At 65.3% G+C, this 21,407-nt stretch carries 19 protein-coding genes, 1 tRNA gene and 1 pseudogene; 10 read left to right on the forward strand and 11 right to left on the reverse strand.

Annotated features, from left to right (window positions below):
• Positions 1-21 precede the first annotated feature (21 nt).
• The gene (locus tag AC1DX5_RS00555) at positions 22-546 is read right to left on the reverse strand and encodes a phage tail protein (RefSeq protein WP_465172051.1); all 525 of its coding nucleotides are present in this window, start codon (positions 544-546) and stop codon (positions 22-24) included.
• 335 nt (positions 547-881) lie between these two features.
• On the opposite strand from AC1DX5_RS00555, the gene AC1DX5_RS00560 reads away from it, so the two are divergent.
• Positions 882-1,061, forward strand: coding sequence for a hypothetical protein (locus tag AC1DX5_RS00560; protein ID WP_465172050.1), 180 nt, complete (start codon positions 882-884; stop codon positions 1,059-1,061).
• A gap of 48 nt (positions 1,062-1,109) precedes the next feature.
• On the opposite strand, the gene AC1DX5_RS00565 is transcribed toward AC1DX5_RS00560, so the two are convergent.
• A complete protein-coding gene (locus AC1DX5_RS00565; protein ID WP_465172049.1) occupies positions 1,110-3,017 on the reverse strand; it encodes an asparagine synthase-related protein in 1,908 nt (635 codons plus the stop codon).
• Positions 3,014-4,225, reverse strand: a complete 1,212-nt coding sequence (locus AC1DX5_RS00570; protein ID WP_465172048.1) for a hypothetical protein — start codon at positions 4,223-4,225, stop codon at positions 3,014-3,016. Before AC1DX5_RS00570 ends, AC1DX5_RS00565 begins: the two co-directional genes overlap by 4 nt.
• Before the next feature lie 121 nt (positions 4,226-4,346).
• Here AC1DX5_RS00570 and AC1DX5_RS00575 point away from each other — a divergent pair, with 121 nt between their 5' ends.
• Entirely contained in the window at positions 4,347-4,919 is a 573-nt protein-coding gene (locus tag AC1DX5_RS00575; protein WP_478013726.1) for an aspartyl/asparaginyl beta-hydroxylase domain-containing protein, read from the forward strand.
• An 11-nt stretch (positions 4,920-4,930) separates the two neighbouring features.
• On the opposite strand, the gene AC1DX5_RS00580 is transcribed toward AC1DX5_RS00575, so the two are convergent.
• The 4 genes and pseudogenes from AC1DX5_RS00580 to AC1DX5_RS00595 form a co-directional block, all read right to left on the reverse strand.
• A complete protein-coding gene (locus AC1DX5_RS00580; protein WP_478013727.1) occupies positions 4,931-6,940 on the reverse strand; it encodes an MGH1-like glycoside hydrolase domain-containing protein in 2,010 nt (669 codons plus the stop codon).
• A gap of 56 nt (positions 6,941-6,996) precedes the next feature.
• Positions 6,997-8,025, reverse strand: a pseudogene (locus AC1DX5_RS00585) (glycoside hydrolase family 43 protein); the annotation flags it as partial.
• A 19-nt stretch (positions 8,026-8,044) separates the two neighbouring features.
• Positions 8,045-9,052 carry an arabinan endo-1,5-alpha-L-arabinosidase gene (locus AC1DX5_RS00590; RefSeq protein ID WP_478013728.1) on the reverse strand — a complete coding sequence of 336 codons (1,008 nt, stop codon included), beginning with the start codon at positions 9,050-9,052 and terminating at the stop codon, positions 8,045-8,047.
• A 2-nt stretch (positions 9,053-9,054) separates the two neighbouring features.
• On the reverse strand, positions 9,055-11,583 hold the full coding sequence (locus tag AC1DX5_RS00595) for a TonB-dependent receptor (protein ID WP_478013729.1): 2,529 nt from the start codon (positions 11,581-11,583) through the stop codon (positions 9,055-9,057).
• Between AC1DX5_RS00595 and AC1DX5_RS00600 the strand changes: the two genes are divergently transcribed.
• Positions 11,570-11,884 (forward strand): hypothetical protein, encoded by a 315-nt coding sequence (locus AC1DX5_RS00600; protein WP_465172043.1) that lies wholly within the window; start codon positions 11,570-11,572, stop codon positions 11,882-11,884. The two genes, AC1DX5_RS00595 and AC1DX5_RS00600, sit on opposite strands and share 14 nt — an antisense overlap.
• Before the next feature lie 449 nt (positions 11,885-12,333).
• Here AC1DX5_RS00600 and AC1DX5_RS00605 read toward each other — a convergent pair.
• A tRNA-Tyr gene (locus AC1DX5_RS00605) sits at positions 12,334-12,419 on the reverse strand.
• A 144-nt stretch (positions 12,420-12,563) separates the two neighbouring features.
• Between AC1DX5_RS00605 and AC1DX5_RS00610 the strand changes: the two genes are divergently transcribed.
• Genes AC1DX5_RS00610 through AC1DX5_RS00620 form a run of 3 tightly spaced genes read left to right on the forward strand, consistent with a single transcriptional unit; the run spans position 12,564 to position 15,729 of the window.
• Complete coding sequence (locus AC1DX5_RS00610; protein ID WP_478013730.1) at positions 12,564-14,174, forward strand: M20/M25/M40 family metallo-hydrolase; 1,611 nt, start codon at positions 12,564-12,566, stop codon at positions 14,172-14,174.
• A complete protein-coding gene (gene rlmB, locus AC1DX5_RS00615; protein WP_478013731.1) occupies positions 14,174-14,920 on the forward strand; it encodes a 23S rRNA (guanosine(2251)-2'-O)-methyltransferase RlmB in 747 nt (248 codons plus the stop codon). The genes AC1DX5_RS00610 and rlmB overlap by 1 nt, the downstream gene beginning before the upstream one ends.
• Before the next feature lie 29 nt (positions 14,921-14,949).
• Positions 14,950-15,729 (forward strand): hypothetical protein, encoded by a 780-nt coding sequence (locus AC1DX5_RS00620; RefSeq protein WP_478013732.1) that lies wholly within the window; start codon positions 14,950-14,952, stop codon positions 15,727-15,729.
• 120 nt (positions 15,730-15,849) lie between these two features.
• Here the strand turns inward: AC1DX5_RS00620 and AC1DX5_RS00625 are convergent, their stop codons facing one another.
• The gene (locus AC1DX5_RS00625) at positions 15,850-16,167 is read right to left on the reverse strand and encodes a 2Fe-2S iron-sulfur cluster-binding protein (RefSeq protein WP_478013733.1); all 318 of its coding nucleotides are present in this window, start codon (positions 16,165-16,167) and stop codon (positions 15,850-15,852) included.
• 66 nt (positions 16,168-16,233) lie between these two features.
• On the opposite strand from AC1DX5_RS00625, the gene AC1DX5_RS00630 reads away from it, so the two are divergent.
• Positions 16,234-16,857 (forward strand): DNA-3-methyladenine glycosylase family protein, encoded by a 624-nt coding sequence (locus AC1DX5_RS00630; protein ID WP_478013734.1) that lies wholly within the window; start codon positions 16,234-16,236, stop codon positions 16,855-16,857.
• 293 nt (positions 16,858-17,150) lie between these two features.
• Here AC1DX5_RS00630 and AC1DX5_RS00635 read toward each other — a convergent pair whose 3' ends face one another.
• A complete protein-coding gene (locus AC1DX5_RS00635) occupies positions 17,151-17,567 on the reverse strand; it encodes a DUF2147 domain-containing protein (protein ID WP_478013735.1) in 417 nt (138 codons plus the stop codon).
• A gap of 131 nt (positions 17,568-17,698) precedes the next feature.
• Here AC1DX5_RS00635 and AC1DX5_RS00640 point away from each other — a divergent pair, with 131 nt between their 5' ends.
• From AC1DX5_RS00640 to AC1DX5_RS00650, 3 genes are read left to right on the forward strand one after another with little or no spacing between them, the layout of a single operon-like run.
• Entirely contained in the window at positions 17,699-18,049 is a 351-nt protein-coding gene (locus tag AC1DX5_RS00640) for a hypothetical protein (RefSeq protein ID WP_465172036.1), read from the forward strand.
• Positions 18,046-18,915 (forward strand): S-methyl-5'-thioadenosine phosphorylase, encoded by an 870-nt coding sequence (locus tag AC1DX5_RS00645; RefSeq protein ID WP_478013736.1) that lies wholly within the window; start codon positions 18,046-18,048, stop codon positions 18,913-18,915. The genes AC1DX5_RS00640 and AC1DX5_RS00645 overlap by 4 nt, the downstream gene beginning before the upstream one ends.
• Positions 18,916-18,975: 60 nt before the next feature.
• A complete protein-coding gene (locus AC1DX5_RS00650; protein ID WP_478013737.1) occupies positions 18,976-20,331 on the forward strand; it encodes an Nramp family divalent metal transporter in 1,356 nt (451 codons plus the stop codon).
• A 118-nt stretch (positions 20,332-20,449) separates the two neighbouring features.
• On the opposite strand, the gene AC1DX5_RS00655 is transcribed toward AC1DX5_RS00650, so the two are convergent.
• Positions 20,450-21,289, reverse strand: coding sequence for an HpcH/HpaI aldolase/citrate lyase family protein (locus AC1DX5_RS00655; protein WP_478013738.1), 840 nt, complete (start codon positions 21,287-21,289; stop codon positions 20,450-20,452).
• Positions 21,290-21,407 lie beyond the last annotated feature (118 nt).

Below are 21,407 nucleotides of genomic sequence, written 5' to 3' on the forward strand. Positions count from 1 at the left end.
TTCTGCCGCGCTTCACAAACCTCAATTCCGTGACGGGAACCGCCCCTGGAGCGCGATGGAGGCATTCAGCGTGGTATAGGGCTGCAAATTGCTGTGCGGCTGACTGCCGCCCGCTGTCGCGACCGAAGCAGGATCAAGCGGTACTGGCGTGCCGCCGGACGCATAGAAATCGACGGTGTCGGACGTATCCGCCCCCAGGGTACGCCCGATCGGCGGCCGGTGCGTGGCGGTCATCGTGGTACCCACCAGGAAATGATTGTGCTGCGGAATCTGCGTTATGAGCAGGGTCACATTCTCCTGGCCGGAGATCTGACCTAGAGCATAGCTCCCAAACGGGCCGTTATTGCCCACGCCGATCGGGGTCCTGGAGCGCAGATCGGGAAGCTGGAAGGTCTGGACGCCGTTGCCGCCATACGTGGTGCCGAGCAACGAGAACAGCGCCTGGTTTTGCTGGATCGAAAGAAGCTGTCCGGCGCAGCTTGCCCATCCACGCGGCGGAAAATTGAACCCAAAGAACCTGATCTCGCCGATAAATGGTTGCGTCATGGCAGCCCCTCACGCGTTCTTCAGAGGGCGCAGCGTCAAGCAGCACCAGGCCCCCCGAGTGTTGACCCGGCGGTTGTAACCGTGCCTCCCAAAGACTCAATAGCAAATAGCAGCCAAAGTCGGCTCTGCTTCTTGTCGGCCGAAGAGTGGCTGCTAACCGCATGATCAAGCACAAGTATATATTTAGGATATCGCGACTACGCCCGAATCGGACCTTAGAATCGCACAATAGGCACGACAGCTTGGGTCCGCCCTGTTGCGCGATATTTTCGGTTCTGTCATAGTCGGATGATTAGCTGTACGGTGCAAATGCGCCATGGGGGGTATCTTTCGTCATGACGTCAATCACGCCTATCGACCTGTCGGAAGCCTCGATGGATGTTATCGAGACGGAGTCGCGCAAGCCCTGGTCGACGCCGCGCGTCATCGTATCGGTGGCCCAGAACGCCGAGGCTCATGTGGGTGATAATCCGCCGGACGGCAGCACGACCTTTTCAGGCCCCTACGGATCCTGATCTTCAGGCCATAATTCTCGGCGCGAACCGGCCGCGCGGCCTCTCCCGTCATCGGTTGCTCGAGTCAAACCAGGCGATGAAGCGCGCAAGGGCTGTCGCCCGAGCTGCAGTGTATACCGCCGCGTGTCCCGGCTTCCGAGCCTCGTCCGCCTGGGACAGCATCGTTTCGATCCTGTCGAGATCAAGATAGCGGGATATCCTCCCGTCGCGATCCAGCCGCCGCGCCTCGGCGAGCGCGGCGGGCGCGCTCTCCTTCGCCATGCGAAACATGTCGGGGTCCTCGGCATCATTGCCGGGCCCGCGCGCCACCAGTTGCGCCGGCAGGATGTCGGCGAAAACGCGGCGCGCCAGATGGCGTTCAAGGCCGTCCCGGAACTCCAGTGACTCCGGGATGGCCAGGCCAAGTTCCACCACACGCCTGTCGTGGAAGGGACGCGAGAAATCCAGACCATGCGCCGCCGCCAGGGTCGGGTGAGTCGGCTGCATCGCGGCCACCTTGCGCAGATGGTGCAGGCAGAAGGCACGCCAACGATAATGTGGTACCCGGTCATTGCGTAAGCGCGCCGGGTTGATGGCGCCGGCCGCGAACATTGCCCTGGCGAAAGTCGGATTGACCGGGCGGATACGCCAGGCCGGCGTCGGCCGGTACAGGAGTTGTCCTAAGCGAGATGCCGGTGAAAGGCGGAACGCCGGCAGGACATCGTGACGCACGACCTGCTGCCAGGTGCGCCCCGCCACCCGGACGCGCAGGCGAAACTCCTGCACGAAGCGCCCCAGCTTGCCGCGGCGCAGGATTCGCCCGAGCATCGCCTTGCCATTCGTGTTGACGGTATAGTCGCCACCATGCCCGTCGAGCACAAGCCGAGCGCCCGCGGAGGCCGCGATGCGGAGCAGACCGCGCCGGACATAGGGCGTTCCGGCATTCTCGTCGGTCATCGCGAAGCTGGTCTCGATGTCGCTGAACACCCCCTCTTCCCCCCGGACATAATAATGGAGATCGAGATAGGGATAGGGTCGGAAGGCCTCGACCGCGGCGCGGGCGTCGCTGACCAGCCGGCGCTCGCCCTGGTCCAGAACCGAAGCAATCGCGACAATGCGGCGACCCTGCGCCGCAACGATCGGGCCGGCAATCGCCGCGATGCTGCCGCTGTCGAACCCGCCGCTGAAGCAGAGCCCGGGCGCGTGAGCCAGCCGGCGGACGCGGCACGCCACTGCCTCGGTCACCACGTCTCGATACGCGTCGACATAATATGCCTCGTCGCGGCCGAGATGTTCCGGCGCGGCATGGGGTTCCCAATAACGGCGCGTCGACACGGTCCCGTCCGGGTTAAGGCGCAATGAAGTGCCCCCGCCGACGATACTGATCGATTCGTAGATCGTGCTGCCCGGGTTAGGATCGAGCGGCCCGAGCACGCGCTGGGCAATGCCCAGGTCCGAAAGTCGGCGCGGCACGCCTTCCACCGCCCAAAGCGCTTTCACTTCGCTGGCAAAGGCGAAGAAGCCCTCGCCATGGTGGAAGTACAGGCCGCGCTGACCCATCGGGTCGCGGCCGATCAACAGCGAACGCGCCCGCGCGTCCCAGATCGCGAAGACGAAGTCGCCGAGCAGGTGTTCAACGCATGCCTCGCCCCAACGCCGATAGGCGGCGAGCAGCACCTCGCTGTCGGGCATATCGCGCAGCATGTCGGCGGCGATGCCGATGCGTTCCGCCAGCACTTCGCGATTGTCGAGCCGTAAATCGGCGACGAGGGTCAGTCCGCCGTCCTGGATGGGCTGGGCCTCGGACCAGTCCTCACGGTTCACGCGAAGCAGGCAATGGCCCAGCCCGGCAGCGCCGTCGACCACCGCGCGTCTGCCGTCGGGGCCGCGATGGGCGAGGATTTTGCCCATCCGATCGAGTTCGCGCGCGGATGCGGACTCACCGTCAAAGCGGACGATGCCGAAGATCGCGCTCATTTTTCGCCGGCGTGGCGAAGCCCTTCGAGAAGGCGATAGGGCTCGTCCATATGGAGCACCGCATTGGCGCGAAGCGCGTCGTTCGCCGCCTGCTGCTTCTTGTCGCTGTCCCGCGCGAACCGTTCGGACGGCGCCTTGGCATTGCGCGTGGACGCCGCCGCCAGTGCGGCCCGTGCCTGCTCGTCGGGGACAATGCCGAAATGCGGGAGGATCCGTGTCTCGACGGCATCGGGCAGTTCGGCATAGTTGACCAGCATGCCGCCGCCCAGGCCGAGATGCTCGATCACCGCCGCGGCGGTCCGCCCGAGTGCCCGGGCGGCGTAATCGTCCGGCAGCATCTCCGCCGCGTTCTCAATGCCATAGGGTTCGAAGGGCATCGCGCCGGGGACGGTCTGCGCCCCGGCCATATGCGCGTGCGACACCAGGATCTCGACCGGATCGCGATACAGGAAGATCCAGGGCGTATCGGGAAAGGCGAGCCGGAACAGCGGCAGCGCCAACGTGTGCCAGCTGTCGAGCTTGACGACATACTGCCCGCCGCCGTCCAGCCGGTCCCGGCCGAGCGTGCCGACGATCATGCGCAGCAGGGCAACGCGCTGCTCGGTCGGCACATCGGTCCGCGCCGCCGCGAGTTGCACGATCGAATCGATCGCCGCCGCCTCCGATATGACGACGTTGCGGGGATCGGCCGCGAGCATCTGCGCGACCAGGGTCGATCCGCAGCGCGACTGGTGGAAAACGAAGCCCGCCGGCGCCCGCAGGTCCACGCCGTCCGGCGCGCCAAGCGTCTGAAGCGGCGTGCGAGGACGCACGAGCCGGTTGAGCGGAAGATAGCGCGCCCGGCGCAGCGAATCCTCGAAGAAGGAATCCGACAGCGGACGTCCGGCGAAATGGACCCAGTCCACCGCCAGCGTACCGCCGCTCGGTACGATCGCGACCGGCAACCAGTCGCCGTCGGGCGCCGTCTGGCTGGTGACCGGCGCGCCGCTGAAGCGCCAGATGCCGAGCGGATCTGGTTTCAGCGCCGCATGGGCCTCGTCCCGTTGGATCGCAATGCCCAGATCCGCAGCGGCGGCGACCAGCGCGTCGACGAACAGATTCTGGTCGCTGATCGCGCTCAGTCGTTGCTGGAGCGCGGGATCGGCCATCAACAGGGCGCGAAAGCGGTCGATCGGTGCGGCCGCGTCGAGAAGGCTGGTGTCTGTCATGAAGGACCGCGAACGACTTCTTTCCAACCGCCCCCGCGGCCGATAGGCTGATCCGGAAACGGGCGTCGCGCCCGCGCTGGATGATTTGCCTATCATGCTAATAATGCAGAGCCAATCGCCCTTGATCTACGCCGATCGGGTGCGCCTGCCCGTCACCTTCGACGGCGATCGGCTGGCCGAGGATTTGCAGCGGATCGCCGGGGCGACCTGGGTCGATCATTTCGTGACGCAGAATTACGAGGGCGACTGGAGCGTGCTGCCGCTGCGCTACTCGGCGAGCGCCACGCATCCGATCCTCCAGGCGTATTCGGACCCCTCCGTCACGGACTATGCCTATAGCCCATTGCTCGATGCGGCACCCGCCATCCGTGCCGCGATCGACTGGTTCCAGTGCGGTCTCCAGACGGTGCGATTGATGCGGCTCACCCCGGGATCGATCATCAAGGAGCATTTCGACTACGACCTGGCCGCCGAATGGGGCACCGCGCGCATCCATGTCCCGATCACCACCAACCCGCAGGTCGAATTCATGGTCAACCGGGTGCCCGTCGTGATGGAGCCGGGCAGCGCCTGGTATCTGCGCCTGTCGGACCCGCACAGCGTCGCCAATCGCGGTACGACCGACCGGGTCCATCTGGTGATCGACTGCATCACCAACGACTGGCTGGAGGAGCAGCTCGGCGCCGGAGCCTGATCCGGGCAGGCCTAGAATATCTTCAGCTCGACCAGCCGCATCGCTTCGTTCCGCGGCACCCGGAAAGAAACCCTGATCCTGTCGGTTGCAACGGACGGCCAGGCGACATGCGTCACGCCGTTCCCGCGCGGCGCCTGCTTGTCTGCGTCCAGGGCCCGCCATCCCGTTCCGGTCCACCGTTCGACGGTGTAATCAAGCGGCGCGACAACGCCATTTCCCGCGGCAAAGGCCAGTTCGGCGCGCGACACCTCCAGCGCCTTCCCGAAGTCGATAGTGAACCACGGCGTTGCGCTGTCTTTCGGCGACGTCCAGCCGTTCGGCATTTCGGGAAAATACCAGATGCGGCCATCGACCGCGTCGTGAAGCGATTCCGCATCCATGTTCCCGGACGCGCCTGGCCTGGGAAACGCACCCCTGACCAGTTGAACCGCCCGGTTGACTGGCCGATCGATCCGCGGCGGCGCCAGCCGCGCCACGGGTAGCGTGATGCGCCCGAGCGTCGGCCGGGCGGCGACCTCCCGGCCGTCGACCGCGACGCGCAAGCCCGGCCCTCTGCCAAAATGCGCGCCGTCCACGTCCCATGTCACCGACACCAGATGGCCATGATAGGGTATCCTCTCCGCGCGAAACCAGTGCAGCGCCTGGGGATCGCCGGTCGCCGGCAGCAGCGGATTGATCTCGAGCATGTCGTCGGCGCGCGGCCTGATGCCCACCACGCCGGTCAGGATCAGATCGTTGAAGCCTGAATGGAAATAATGATGGCTCCGCGCCAGCCCGACGATCGGCTTGCCCGTCGCGGGATCATAATCCTCCTCGAGATCCAGTCTGCCGTCCTGATAGTGAAGCGCGGCATATTGCCTGAGCAGGCGCAGGAAATCGCCCCGCGTCACGACCGACTGGTGATAATGATCGAGCAGATTGATCATGCCCGCGAGCACCTGCGTGGTCTGGAACGGCCAGACCGGCCCGTTCCACTGGCATTCGGGACGCGCGCCCTCGTAGCGATATTGCCGCATATAATAGTCGTAACTGGGTTCTACCGTGCGCAGGCCCGCGGGGCCGCCGAGTTCCTGCGGCGAGAGAAGGTGTCGCCATGCCGCGGCATAAGCGACATCGTCATCGGGCAGGTCGAACGCCCAGGGGACATAGCCGACCAGCTCGCGCCCACGGATGGGCTGCCAATATTTCACATACTCGTTGTCGACCTTGAAGCGATCGATGAAATGCGTGAGCGCGGGGCTCCACAGATCTTCCTGAACGCGCGTCTTGATCGCCACCGCGCGCGCGGCATAGTCGACCGAGACATCGGGGTCTCCAGCCAGCGCGGTGAGCCGCGAAAGGGCGCGGGCATTGGCGAACATATAGCTGTTGATCGAGGGGCGGAACGCATTGCCCCCGGTAAAGCCGTCCTTGCCGCCTGACGCCTCGATCGAGGCGATGGTGTATTCCGTCGCATCGAGCAGCGGCTCGATCCAGTACAGCCCCTTGCTCCGGTCGAGCCGGTCGCTCCACTGGCCATAGAGCAACCGCATCGCGCCGAGATGGCGGAGTGCCTCGGTCCGATCGCCATCGACGAGATAGCGGCTCCACACGGCGTCCGCCATATAGTCCGAAAAGTGACGGTCGTTGCCGTCCTGATACATGTAATCGATATAGTCCGCGGCAAAGCGCCGGTCGCGCAGCCACCGGCCTTCCGCCAGGTGGAAGCCGGTCGCGTCATTCAGGCTCGCATAGGGCTCGCGCTGCCAGCCGACATCATCCAGGAACTCGGTCGTGATATAGCCCGGTGCGCCGAGATCGCGCTGATGGGCGCGAAACACCGACCAGCGATAATAATAGACCGCATCGAGCATCGGGTCGGAGGTTTCGAGAAACGGAATGCGTTCCTCATACCAGGACGCATCGTTACCGAACCGCTCGACCGCGATGCGGTGCGCGTCAAGTATCGGTGCGGGTTGGGCCGGGGCCTGTATGGGCGCCATGGCGATCGCGACGGCGGCCAGCAGGGCGGCCCATTTCATGCAGCGGGACGCAACCGGTACAGTTCGGCACCGTGCGGTGCGGTCGATCATCGGCGCAACGGCCCGTTCGCGCGCGGCTGGCCGAAATCGGGCGTGCCGTCGGCGCGATAGGCGATCGGCTGGACGCGCGTATGGCGATTGGGGTCGAACAACGGGTCGCCGACGATCTTGTCGTAATCGCGCGCATGATAGACCAGCATGTCACGCCCCTGCTCATCGACAGTGAAGCTGTTGTGCCCCGGACCGTAAATATGATGTTCGGGCGAGGTGGCGAAGACCGGCACCTGGGATTTGGTCCAGGAGTCCGCGCGCATCAGGTCTGCCTTGGCGTCGGCGGTGAGCATGCCCATGCAATAGCGCGAATCCGTGGCGCTCGCCGAATAGGTCAGGAACACCCGGCCGTTGCGCGCGAGCATCGCCGGCGCTTCGTTGACCTTGAAGCCCCGGATTTCCCAGTCGAGCGTGGGCACCGACAATCGCACAGGCTGTGCCGCCAGCGTCAGCGGCGTCTTGAGCGGCGCGAGATAAAGGTTCGAATTGGTCTCGATCCCCGGTTCGCGTTGCGCCCAGCACAGATAGCGCGTGCCGCGATGGACAAAGCTCGTCGAATCCAGGTTGAAGCTGTCCCACGGCGTCTGGAGCTGGCCAAGCACTGCCCAGCCGCCGGTCATCGGGTCCTTGCCGTCGCAGGCGACCGCATAGGTGCGGATCCGGAACACGTCCTCGCCGCCGCCGCTTGGGCCCGCGGCGAAATACATGATCCATTGCCCCCCGATCAGGTGGAGTTCGGGCGCCCAGATGAAGCCGGACATCGGCCCATTGGCGAGATGCCGCCAGAGCACCCGTTCCGGAGCCGTGGCGAGTCCGGCAAGCGTTCGTGACCGGCGCAGGACGAGGCGGTCATATTCGGGTACCGAGCCGGTCATGTAGTAGAAGCCGTCGATATGGCGGAAAACCTGCGCGTCGGCGCGATTGCGCACCAGCGGGTTGGTGATCGCGCCTCGCGCAGGTCGCCGCGCGAACGCCGTGCCCGCGATCGGTGCGGCTGCGACGGCGGCCAGGAGAGTGCGGCGGGTGAGCTTCACGACCGGGTCCTTCCATCAGTCATTGGCGAACGACGGGCCAGCCATCGGCTGTCCAGGCGATCGGTGCGATGCGTAACGTCGGCACGCCCTTCTTCGTCGCGTCATAGGCGTGCCATGCGATCAGGTCGCGCCCGCCTTCGCGCAGGATCGAGACGCCACCGGGGCCGCGCCAGCGCTTCGTCGCGTCGAGCTGGCCGTGCAGCACGATCTGTCCGAAGCCCCTGGTCATCGGCTTGCCGTCCGCGTCGAGATAAGGACCGATCACGTCCTTCGACCGACCGACGACGGTGTAATAGCTGCTGGCCGCGCCGCGGCAGCAAAAGTCGTAGCTGGCGAAGAGATAATAATAGCCGCCATGGTCGATCAGGAACGGCGCCTCGACCGCACCGGGCGACGGGCGCCGTGCAAGGTCGTGGACGATCCTGTCCTCCGCTGACGGTTTGCCCGTCGCGGAGTCGAGGCGGGTCATCTTGAGCCCGGTCCAGAAGCTGCCGAATGCGAGCCACGCCTTGCCGTCGCGATCGACGAACGCGGCGGGATCGATGGCGTTGTAGTCGTCCCGGAGAGTCGAGACGAGCACCGCGCCGCGATCCTTCCAGCCATAATCCGGCCTGGCCGGATCGAGCGTCGGGCTCGTCGCGAGACCGATCGCCGAATGATTCTCGCCAAAGGACGAAATCGCATAATAGAGCCGGTATTCGCCGTTCGCGAACCGCACGTCGGGCGCCCATATGCCCCTGGCCTTGGGCACCTCTCGCTTCGCCCAGTCCGGGATCGCATCGAACACCGCGCCCGCGCGAGTCCAGGTGACGAGATCCTTTGAGGTGCGGATATGGATCAGCCCGGGCGGCTCGCCTTCCCGGCTGGTGCTGAACACATAGAAGCTGTCCCCGTCGCTGATGATCGCGGGATCGTGGACCGGGGCAAGGTCGCCCTGCATCCGGTCCGCGAACAATGCCGGTTGCTGCGCCTGCCCGGCGGCGGACATCAATGCCGCCGCGAGTAGCGACAGGAGCAGGTTGCGCACGATCAGAACTTGAAGCGGACGCCGCCGCCGAAGGTGCGATCATATTGGCGCGTATCGCGCGGTTCGTATGCCGTGGTGCCGAAATTGTCGCGATAGGTGGCGTTGGTCAGGTTGGTGGCGTCCAGGGTCAGCGTTATCGCATCGTTCACGGCATAGCTTGCCGACAGATCGAGGAAGCCGATCGGCTTCACCCTGATCTTGCCGCCCGCGAGAACCTGCGAATAGCTGTCGGTATAGCTGCTGCGCCAATTATAGGCGAGGCGCACCGAAAGCCCGTATTTCTCGTAGATGCCGATCAGATTGTAGGAATATTTGGAAACCGGCGTGATGTCCTGCTTTTGCCCGGGGTTGAACGGATCGTCGACCTTCCCTTCCGACAGGGTCCCGCTGACCTGCGCACCAAAGCCCGACAGCGCGCCCGGCAGGAAATCGGCAAAGGCGGTGGCCGCGACCTCGACCCCCTTCAGATCGCCGTTCGAGGTATTGCGCGGGCGGGTGACGAGGAAATTCTGCAGCGTGCCGTTCGCCGCGGTGAGTTGCTCGATCCCGGCATAGGTCTGAATATAGCCCTCGAGTTTCTTGTAGAAACCCGAGACGGTGATCGATCCGGTGTTGGCGAAATACCATTCGGCGGTCGCGTCGAAATTCCAGGCCCGCACATTCTCCAGATCGGCATTGCCGCCCGATCCCGTTCCGAACGTACTGGAACCCCCGGTTTGCCCGCTCTGGGTGAGGCTGATCGCGGGATTCAGCGCGGAGAATTGCGGACGCAGGATTGCGCGGCCCGCGACCAGACGCAGCACGACATCGTCCCTCGGCCGGAATTTCAGCGACAGGCTGGGCAGCAAATCGACGACGTTGCGTTTGCCGACGATCGGCGAAAGCACCGCGCCGGTCGGGGTGTTGGTCACCTGAACCGCATTCAGGTCGGTCACGGTGTTGACGATCCGCATACCGATCAAGCCATCGAACGGCAGGCCGCCATCGGACCCGAAGGCGACCTGGCCATAGGTGGCATAGACCGCTTCCCTGAGCCGGAAGACCTGCGCCGGATCGAACGCCGGCACGCCCGCCGGACGTCCGGCGAGCCCGCGCAGCACATCGATATTGTCGCGGAGCCAGCCGGTGTCGGTGAGCGCGAAATTATCGACGCCGAGCGCGCCGTCGATGATGCCGTCAGGCGCATTGGTGCCGGCACCCGCATAGCCGTTGATCGACACGAACGGGATCGGATAGCCCTGCGGATTGGTGGCAGCCGATGACCCGGTCCGCCGGGCGTACCGCGCACCGACCTTGAAGTTCTTCAGGAAGCCGCCGTCGAACGTATAAAGAAGGTCGCCATGCGCGGCATATTGGCGGCTCTTCTGGACATTGTAATTGTCGAACAGGGTCAGGAAATTGAGGTTGCCCTGCTTGGTGAAGTCAAACCCGTTGAAGTTCAGATTCGGCGTGCCGCCCTTGTCGAAATCATAATCGATGCGCGGCACGACGAATGCCGTATCGACGACATATTGCCGGTTGGTCACGGTGCTGTCGTTATAGGTGAATTCGCCTGACAAAACCGCACGGCCCGCGGTGTAGCGCCCGCCGAAATTGGCCTGATAGCCATCGGTCTTCTGGTGAAAGGTCTGCTTGCTGGTGATGGTGAAATTGTCGCGGGTGGTGATCGTCTTGGCGACCGGGCGGTTCCCGGTTTCGGACGACTGGGCGGATCCGGGCTGTACCGACGTGACCGTCACCGCGCCCGCCTTGGGCAGGCCGACAAAGAAATCGACGTCATAATCCTGGCGATAGCCAGTGAAGATGCCGTCCGCGTAAAACTCGAGATCGGGTGTCGGCTTCCACTGCAGCGAGACGTTGAACGCCGGGCGGCTGCGGTCGCCATCGGTGACAAGCCCGCCGACCGTGTCCGGGATCTGGGTCGGATCGGTGGCCGACAGCGAATTGAACCCGAAATTGAACGCGGTCTGGTCCTGATATTTGCGCTTGTTGTAGGAGGCGCCGACCAGCAGGCCGATTTCACCGATCCCCGTTTCCCAGCGATTGCTGATCAGGCCGCTGGCGATGTAGCTCGCCTTGTCGCGCTGTTCGGAATAGATGCCCCGCGCACTGCCGGCGATCTGGAAACCGGCGAAATCGAACGGCCGGCGCAAGCGAATGTCGATCGTGCCCGACACACTGCCCTCGATCTGTTCGGGCAGGTTGGTCTTGTAGACGTCGACGCCCGCGACGAGCTCGGCCGGAATGTCCTGCAGGGCGACACCACGGCCAGTGCCGGTGAACACCTCGCGACCGTTGATCAGCGTCTCGATATCGGGAAGGCCGCGCACCAGCACGGTGCCGACCTCGCCCGCCGAGCGCGACACCTGGATGCCGGTCACGCGCTGCAGCGCGTCGGATACCGTATTGTCGGGAAGCTTGCCGATATCCTCGGCCACGATCGAGTCGACGACCGCGGTGGCGTTGCGCTTGATCGATTGCGCACCCTGGATGCTGGCGCGGACGCCGGTAACGACGATGTCGTCGCTCACCGTCGCGTCGTCCGGTGTGGTCGTCTGGGCCTGCATGCCTTCATCGGTGACGGCCGCTTCAGCCGGCATGGGGACTGGTGCCCGCGGCGCCCCGCGCGCGATCGACGGTGAAGCAAATGAGATGGCCAGAACGCCGGCCGACATCATCAAAGAAGAACGCGCGATTCGCTGGCTCATGGCCCTCTCCCCTTCAAACATGGCCGCACCCATGGTGTCGGCCTTTTGTCGGAGTTATCTATATGTCGGAGTTATTCCGGTGAAAAGAGGTATTTTGACTGTTGCAACCGATTTTGATCGATGAACCCGCATGGCGATGCCGACGTTCGCGTTCCCGTCTCGACGGGTCGCCAGCAACGGCGGCAGATGCGTGATTCAATCTGCCGCCGGATGAGCACACAGATGCGGCGGCTTCCTCCGGTTGTGGCCCGCTCTTTCCTGGCTCCGATAAGGGGAAGGAATTGATGCCCGCCCAGCCTGTGTCTCAGGCTTGCCGCCCGATAACGCCAGCAACGTTCCGGGACAGCATATCCCTTGTCGTCGCACGAAGAGCGAGCGCCATGCCCGCTCCTATGCCGTAAGTGACGACACTCTATTTTCTTTTGTCCTACTTAAAATACCAGGGACATACCCTTTTGGTGCGGCGAATGGCCATGTCTTTCGGCACGCGCAACGCGCCCGGGAAGGCGCAGTGTCTGCGGGATCGGACTCGATCCCGACAATCGACGGTTGGCGGAAACCCCGGGCGGGGAGTGGTGGACAGGGCTGGATTCGAACCAGCGTACGCTTGCACGGGCAGATTTACAGTCTGCTGCCTTTAACCACTCGGCCACCTGTCCACTGGGCCGCTCAAAAGCGAGGCGGTCCCATGCCGACCCAAACCCATGCTGTCAACGCCCGAAAGACCTTTGGGCGGGGCCTTGCGCGGGGCGGCGGCGGCGAATACGCCTCGCAACAATCTTTCAACGTCTCCGGGGGTTCCAATGCGTCGTTCGCTCCTGCTCGCCACCGCCATGCTCGCCATCGCCTCCCCCGCCTTTCCCCAGGCGGTCGATCGTACCCAGGTCAATCGCATCGTCGACGAAGGCACGACTCGCAGCCAGGTGATGCTGACCGCCGAGCATCTGTCGGACGTGATCGGCGCGCGCCTGACCAATTCGCCGTCGATGCGCCAGGCCGAGGCCTGGACTCAGGCGAAGTTCAGCGAATGGGGCCTGAAGAACGTCCACAAGGAAGGCTATGAGTTCGGCCGGGGCTGGTGGATCAACAGCTCGAGCGTGCGCATGGTCGCGCCGCGCCCGATCGTGCTGACCGCGATCCCGATCGCCTGGACGCCCTCGACCAACGGCACGATCAGCGCGCCGGTGTTCGTCGCGCCGATGTCGAAGGAGCGCGATTTCGACAAATGGCGCGGCAAGCTGAAGGGCAAGATCGTCATGGTCACCCTGCCCAACACCGGCAGCGAACCGAGCGAGCCGGCGTTCAAGCGCTACACCGCCGAGGAACTGGCCAAGCTCGATCAATATCAGCAGCCGACCTATGACCCCGATACCGCCGACCGCCGGCTCAAGCGGCTCGATTATGCCAAGAAGCTCGACGCCTTTCTGAAGGCCGAGGGCGCCGTCGCCTATGCCACCATGTCGCGGCTCGACTACAAGCTGGTGCACGGCGAAGGCTATCTGTTCGGCGTCGGCGAGACTCAGGCGGTGCCGGGCGTCGAAATCGCCGCCGAGGATTATCGCCGCCTCGCCCGCCTCGCCAAGCTCGGCACCGCGCCCACCGTCGAGATCAACAGCGATGTCCGCTTCGACGACAGCGACAGCAAGGCCTACAACATCATCGCCGAAATCCCCGGCACTGACCCCAAGGCGGGCTATGTGATGGCCGGCGCGCATCTCGATTCCTGGGTCGCGGGCGACGGCGCCGCCGACAATGGCGCGGGCACGGCGATGGTCATGGAGGCCGCGCGCATCCTCTCCGCCAGCGGCATCCGGCCGAAACGCACGATCCGCTTCGCGCTGTGGACGGGCGAGGAGCAGGGCCTGCTGGGCAGCCTTGCCTATATCGAGCAGCACCTCGTCACGCGCGGCAAGCCGAGCGATCCGGTCCAGACGGGCCTTGCCCGCTATTATGGCTGGGACCGCCGCTGGCCGATCACGCCAAAGCCCGGCTGGGGCGATCTCGCCGCCTATTTCAACCTCGACAATGGCTCGGGCAAGGTCCGCGGCATCTATGTCGAGAACAACCAGGCGGTCGCGCCGATCTTCCGGGACTGGCTCGCGCCTTTCTCGGGCATGGGCGCGAAGGACGTGGTGATCCGCAAGACCGGCGGCACCGATCACGTGTTCATACAGGCGGTCGGCCTGCCCGGCTTCCAGTTCATCCAGGACCCGCTCGATTATGGCAGCCGCGTGCACCACACCAGCATCGACACCTTCGATCATCTGAAGGGCGACGATATGCGCCAGGGCTCGATTATCCTCGCCTCCTTCCTCGCCAACGCCGCCAATGCCGACAAGGCATTGCCGCGGCCGCCGCTGCCGACCGAACCGGTCGTCACCGATCCCTTCGCCTACACCGTGGACGACGACTGATGGCCCGCAAAGGACACCGCCCATCCCAGGCCCCCGCCGGCCGCCCCCGTTTCTGGGGGCGGCATGCGGTGACCGCCGCGCTCGCCAATCCCGAGCGGACCGTGCGCAAGCTATGGGCGACGCGCGAGGCGCTCGCCTCGCTCGACATCCCGCCGGTGATCCCGATCGTCTATGCCGACGTCGCCGATCTGGCGCGGCTGGTGCCGGGCGACGCGCCCCACCAGGGCCTGGTCGCGGAAGTCGATCCGCTGGAGGATATCTGGCTGGGCGACCTGCTTCAGCAGGGTGCCGACGACAAACGGCCTTTGGTCGTGCTCGACCAGGTGACCGATCCGCACAATGTCGGCGCGATCCTGCGCTCGGCGGCGGCGTTCGATGCGCTCGGCATCGTCACGCCCGACCGCCACGCCCCGCCCGAATCGGGGACGATCGCGCGCTCGGCCTCGGGCGCGCTGGAGATCGTGCCCTGGGTGCGCGTGGTGAATCTCGCCCGCGCGCTGGAGGAGATCGCCGAGGCCGGTTTCTGGCGCGTCGGCCTGACCGGCGAGGCGACCCAGACGCTGGCCGAGGCAATGGGCGAAACCCGCGTCGCGCTGGTGCTCGGCGCCGAGGGCGAAGGCATGCGCCAGAACACCGCGGCGCATTGCGACGAGCTTGCGCGCCTGCCGATCTCGCCTAAGGTCGAAAGCCTGAACGTGTCCAACGCCGCGGCGATCGCCCTTTACGCGGTGACGACACGGGGCTGACGTCAGCAGACCAAACCGGGGACGATATCATGATGGCTCGACTTTCACGGCTGATGCTCGTGTTGCTGATGCCCTTCGCGCTGGCGAGCTGCGTGCTGACGCCGGGCAAGTTCGTCTCGACCCTGCGCATCGACACCGACCGGCATTTCACCTTCACCTATGTCGGCGAAGTGCTCGCGCTCGATATCGGCGAGGATATGATGAAGGGCCTGGGTGACGGTTCGTCGGAGACGTCGACCGACCCGACCGCCGGAGACGGCGAGGCGGTGCTGCAGAAACTCGCCTTCCAGGACAAGGGCAAGGACGGGGACAAGGACGGGGACGCAAAGGACGCAGCCGCCAAGAAAGCCGCGGCCGACGCCAAGAACCGGACGATCGCGGAGACGCTGTCGAAAGAGGCGGGATACCGCAAGGTGACCTATCTCGGTAACGGCAAGTTCAGCATAGACTATGCCATCTCGGGCACGCTCGATCACGCCTTCCTGTGGCCGTACAATGTCGACGCGGAGGTGATGTTCCCCTTCATCGCGATCGAACTGCGCGCCAACGGCACGGTGCGGATGAAGGCGCCCGCCTTCGCCAATGACAGCAGCAAGGCCACCAGCAGCATGGGCATGCCAGGCATGGACAAGACGTCGAGCCAGCTCGACGGCGTCTTCACGCTCGACACAAATGCCGAGATCGTCAGCCAGAACAACGAGGAAGGCGCCGTGCCCACTGCGAGCGGGCGCAAGACGGTGACGTGGAAGGCGACCCCGCTGACCAAGGACGCGCCGAGCGCCGTGCTGCGGCTGGCGGCGGCGAAATGACCTTCAATCCCCCTCCCGCTTGCGGGAGGGGTTAGGAGAGGGCCTGTACTGGCCATTTTCGGGACGCTCGGGGAGGACAGGCCCTCCCCAGACCCCTCCCGCAAGCGGGAGGGGAGATACTCAATCCTCCGCCGCGATCGTCACCTTCAGGCCATCCAGCGCATCGGTCAGCTCGATCTGGCACGACAGGCGCGAATTCGCGTCGCGATCCGAGGTGGAATCGAGCAGGTCGTCCTCGTCGGGGCTCATCTTCGGCAGTTTGGCAGCAAATTCCGGGTCGACATGGACATGGCAGGTGGCGCAGCTGCAGCAGCCGCCGCACAGCGCCAGGATCTCGTCGATCCCGGCGTCGCGAATCGCCTCCATCACCGAAAGCCCGGTTTCGCCCATGATCTCGCGTTCTTCCCCCTCACGGGTCACGACGATAAGCTTGGGCATCCATTCCTCCTCAGGGGTTCGGCGCCGCCATGCCGCCCCCGGCGCCGCTAATCAAGGGACGAGACCATGGGCCTGAGCGCCGAACAGCTGCGCGCCGCGCTCGACATCCTGGCCGCGAGCGAGCCCGGCTTCGCCGCCGCGATCGACCGTGCCGGCTATCCCCCGCCGCGAATCCGCGCGCGCGGCTATGCCACCTTGCTGCGCACGATCATCGGACAGCAGGTCAGCACCAAGGCGGCCGAATCGGTCTGGCGCAAGCTGGAGGGGATCGTCGGCAGCCTGGACGATCCGGGCAATATCGTGCGCGCCAGCGACGAGCAGCTGCGCGAGGCCGGCCTGTCGCGGCAAAAGGCGAGCTATGCGCGCAGCCTGGCCGACGAAGTGACGAGCGGACGGCTCGATCTCGACAATCTCCCCGCCGACGATGAGGAAGCCGTCGCGGCGCTGGTCAGCATCAAGGGCATCGGCCGCTGGTCGGCCGAGGTCTATCTGCTGTTCGCCGAAGGGCGTCCCGACATCTGGCCGGCCGGCGACCTGGCGGTGCAGATCGAGATCGGCCGAATCCTCGGCCATGCCGAACGGCCGAGCGAGAAGCTGACGCGCGCGGTGGCGGAGGCCTGGCGCCCGCATCGCGGTGCCGCGGCGATCTTCGCCTGGCACCATTATGCCGCCGACATGAAGGTGATATGAGCGGTCGATTCAACGAAAGATACAGTTGCGGCACTATGCCGGGGCTTGTGTTCCGCGCTCTTTCTCATGACCGAAGATGATGACGACCGGGTCGCTTGCCTGGCCCTGCCGGTCGCTGTTACGGGGCAGGTCGTTCCCTGTTATGCGATGGCCGGTCCCTGTTATTCGATAACAGGGAAATCAGCTTTAACATTCTGATATTGAACGACGATTCTGAGATAAGCGACCCCGAAATCGTCAGAATAAAAAATTTTCCCTGTTTTTCCCTGTTATGGCGCCGGGAACAGCGAAAATCAGTTCGCCGCGGGCCATTTCACCGTGCGGCAGATCACCAGCCAGCAGCCCTGGACCTTCAGGCTCCGGTCGGTATCGCGGCTGATGTACGCGCGGTAGGTCTTGCCCTGGAACGGGTAATAGATCTTGCCCTGCCACTTCCCGTCGCTCTGCGCGGTGAAGTCGAACAGCACCTTCACGCCGACTAGCGAGCGGGTGCGCAGCGCCGGATCGGGATTGTTGCTGTCCGTCGTCGGGCCTTCGACCCGCGCCTTTTCGGTCAGACGGCTGATATGGCCGCACAGCGCCTTGCCGCACGGCGCGATGGTGACGACGCCCTTGCCGTCCTGCGACACCCAGTCGCCCGTGATCTGGTCGGCGGCCTGAGCGGTCGCAGGAAACGCAAAGGCAAGCAGAAGGACTAAGACAAAACGCATGTACGGCTCCCGGGCGGGAACCAATGTCCCACATCGCATCGATAAGGCGTGCATTCCGAAGGGCAAGATGATTCAGTCCGGCGCCCTCTGCGCGGTTGACGCACGCCCGATCCCATCTAGGGGGAGTCGCGATGGCCAAAGCCGACCGCCTTGCCCGCCTCGATGAGCGGCGCACCGAGACCGAAGCGGCGTATCGCGCGGCGCTGATTGCGGCCTTGCGGCTGACCGCCGGCGGGCGCTGGGGGCTGTTCGGCCACACCCAGGACAAGGCGGCCCGCGCCAGGGCGGCGCCGGTGATCGACGAGCTTGTCGAACTGGGCGACGAGATCGACGACCTGCGCGCGCAATTGTCGATCGAGCCCTTCGCCCTCCATCAGGAATTCCTTGGCGCGTGCGGCCCGGTAAAGGCGCATGCGGTCGGCGAACCGAAACAGGCCCAGGCATGGCTCGACCGCCTGGAAAAAGAGGGAAGTACCGCATGAGCGGCAAGTGGAAGATCGGGATCATCGGCGGCTCCGGCCTCTACGCGATCGACGCGCTGCAGAATCCGGAATGGGGCCGGGTCTCCACGCCATGGGGCGACCCGTCGGACGATCTGCTGTTCGGCACGATCGGCGATGTCGAGCTGGTCTTCCTGCCGCGCCACGGCCGCGGCCACCGCATCCCGCCGTCCGAGCTCAACTTCCGCGCCAACGTGGACGCGCTGAAGCGCTGCGGCTGCACCGACATCCTCGCCATCTCCTCGATCGGGTCGTTGCGCGAGGAATTGCCGCCGGGGCATTTCGTGGTGGTCGACCAGTTCATCGACCGCACCGTCGCGCGCACCTCGAGCTTCTTCGGCACGGGCATGGTCGCCCATGTCTCGATGGCCGAGCCGGTCTGCCCGCGCCTCTCCGCCTTTGCCGCCGAAGCCGTTCACGCGGCCGGCGGATCGATCGCCAAGGGCGCGACCTATCTCGCGATGGAGGGTCCGCAATTCTCCAGCCGGGCGGAGAGCCTGCTCTACCGCCAATGGGGCGCCGACGTGATCGGCATGACCGCGATGCCCGAGGCCAAGCTCGCCCGCGAGGCGGAGCTGCCCTATGCGCTGATCGGCATGGTCACCGATTATGATTGCTGGCGCGAGGAAGCCGCGTTCGTCGAGGTGAGCGAAGTCATCAGGCAGATGTCGGCCAACGGCACGATCGCGCGCAAGGCCGTGCTGGAATTCGTCGCCGCGCTGCCGGCCGAGCGCACGCCCTCCCCGCTCGATACGGTGCTCGATCACGCGCTGATCACGTCGCCCGAAGCGCGCGACCCGGCGATGCTGGCGAAACTCGATGCTGTCGCGGGCCGAGTCCTCGGCTAAGGCGCAACTGAATGCGGCTCCGGCAATTGACGGCATGGCGCGCACAGGAGAGGATATCGCATGTCGCCGCCGCCTTCAGCCACCACTGCGTCCGGATATGACGGCATGAACGACATGCGCCCGCAGCGCCCGTCGCTCTCCGAAAGCTATCGCACCATCGCGGTGCCGCTGGGCAAGGGCGGTTTCTGGCGCAAGACCGCGGCGTTCGCCGGGCCGGGCTATATGGTCGCGGTCGGCTATATGGATCCGGGCAACTGGGCGACCGACCTCGCCGGCGGATCGGCCTTCGGCTATACCCTGCTCTCGGTCATCCTGCTGTCGAACATCATGGCGATGGTGCTCCAGTCGCTCTCGGCGAAGCTCGGCATCGTCACCGGGCATGATCTCGCCCAGGCGTGCCGCGCCAATTACAACCCGGTGGTCAATGTCTGCCTGTGGGTGCTGTGCGAGCTGGCGATCATCGCCTGCGACCTGGCCGAAGTGCTCGGCACCGCGATCGCGCTGCAATTGCTGTTCGGCCTGCCGCTGGTCGCGGGCGTGTGCCTGACGGCGTTCGACGTGCTGCTGATCCTGGCGCTGCAGCGCTTCGGCTTCCGCAAGCTCGAGGCGTTCATCGTCGCGCTGCTGGTCGTGATCGCGGGCTGCTTCGCCTATGAGCTGGCAGTGGCGCAGCCGAGCGTCGCGGCGATCATGGGCGGGCTGATCCCTTCGACCCAGATCGTCACCAATCCGGCGATGCTCTACATCGCCATCGGCATCCTCGGCGCGACGGTGATGCCGCACAATCTCTACCTGCACAGCTCGATCGTGCAGACCCGCCGCTTCGGGCAGGACGAAGCCGGCAAGCGCGACGCGGTAAAGCATGCGACGATCGACAGTTCGGTCGCGCTGACGCTCGCGCTGTTCATCAACGCCTCGATCCTGATTCTCGCCGCCGCGGCCTTCCACACCGCCGGACGCACTGACGTGGCCGAGATCGGCGAGGCCTATAAGCTGCTCTCGCCGATGCTGGGCGCGGGCGCGGCGAGCGTGCTGTTCGCGGTGGCGCTGCTTGCCTCGGGGCAGAATTCGACGGTGACGGGCACGCTTGCCGGGCAGATCGTCGCGGAGGGCTTTCTCGACCTGAAGCTGCCGATCTGGCTGCGACGCATGGTGACGCGGCTGCTGGCGATCGTGCCGGCGGTGATCGTGGTCGGCATCGCCGGCGATTCGGGCGCGACCAAGCTCCTGGTGTTGAGCCAGGTGGTGCTGAGCCTGCAGCTTCCCTTCGCCATCGTGCCGCTGGTCGCCTTCACCAGCGACAAGCGCCAGATGGGCGCGCTGGCCAATCCGCTCTGGCTGAAGATCGCCGCCTGGGTGATCGCCGCGACGGTGATCGGCCTCAACGTGAAACTGCTGAGCAGCTTTTTCTTTTAACCCCACCGTTCGCCCTGAGCTTGTCGAAGGGCTGCTCTTCTACCTGGGAAGAAAAGAACAAGGCTTCGACAAGCTCAGCCCGAACGGGATGGGGTGATTCCAGCCAATCGAGGTTGCTCTAGCGTACGGCCATCGCCGCGATGCGCTGTGCCTGTTCGAGGTGCAGCAGCTCGACCATCTCGCCATCGACGCGGATGACACCCTTGCCGGCATTCTCGGGCAGCGCGAAGGCAGCGATGATGCGGTCGGCCCATGCGATAGCCTCCGCCGTTGGGCCATAGGCGCGGTTGGCGGCGGCGATCTGGGCGGGGTGGATCAGCGACTTGCCGTCGAAGCCGAACATCGCCCCCTGCGCGCATTCGGCCGCGAGTACCGGGCCGTCCTCGATGACGTTGCACACGCCGTCCAGCGCGACGAGACCCGCGGCCCGCGCGGCGGTGACGATCATCGCGAGATGGCCGAGCAGCGGGGTGCGCTCGGGCCCGGGGGTGCAGCGCATCTCCTTGGCGAGATCGTTGGTGCCGGCGAGCAGGCCCTCCAGCTTCGTCGCTGATGCCGAGGCGACGATCGCCGGCAGATCGAGCATGCCGGCACAGGTTTCGATCATCGCCCAGAGCGGCAGCCCGTCGAGCAGCGCGCTGGCGGCTTCGAGATCGGCCGGACTCGAAACCTTGGGCAGCACCACTGCCTCGAACCCGGCTCCCACCACCGCGCGGCAATCGTCGGCGCCCCAGGGGGTGTCGAGCGCATTGACGCGGACGAACAGCGAGCGGGCGCCGAACCCGCCCGCCGCCGCCGCGGCAATCGCCTGGTCGCGCGCCGCTGCCTTCAGCTCGGGCGCGACCGAATCCTCGAGGTCGAGGATCACCACATCGCAATCGAGGCTGCGTGCCTTTTCGACCGCGCGCGCATTGGAGGCGGGCATGAACAAGGCGCTGCGGCGCGGGCGAACGATCATTGGCGGCTCCTGCGAACGGGTCGTCCGCTTACAGGAAGTTCGCGCGCGGCGCGCAAGTCCTAACCGCCCCGGCAAAATGCACGCGCCTTCTCGACGGCGGCGCGCGCGCGTGGGAAAG

The organism is Sphingomonas sp. P2_B6 (assembly GCF_056404755.1).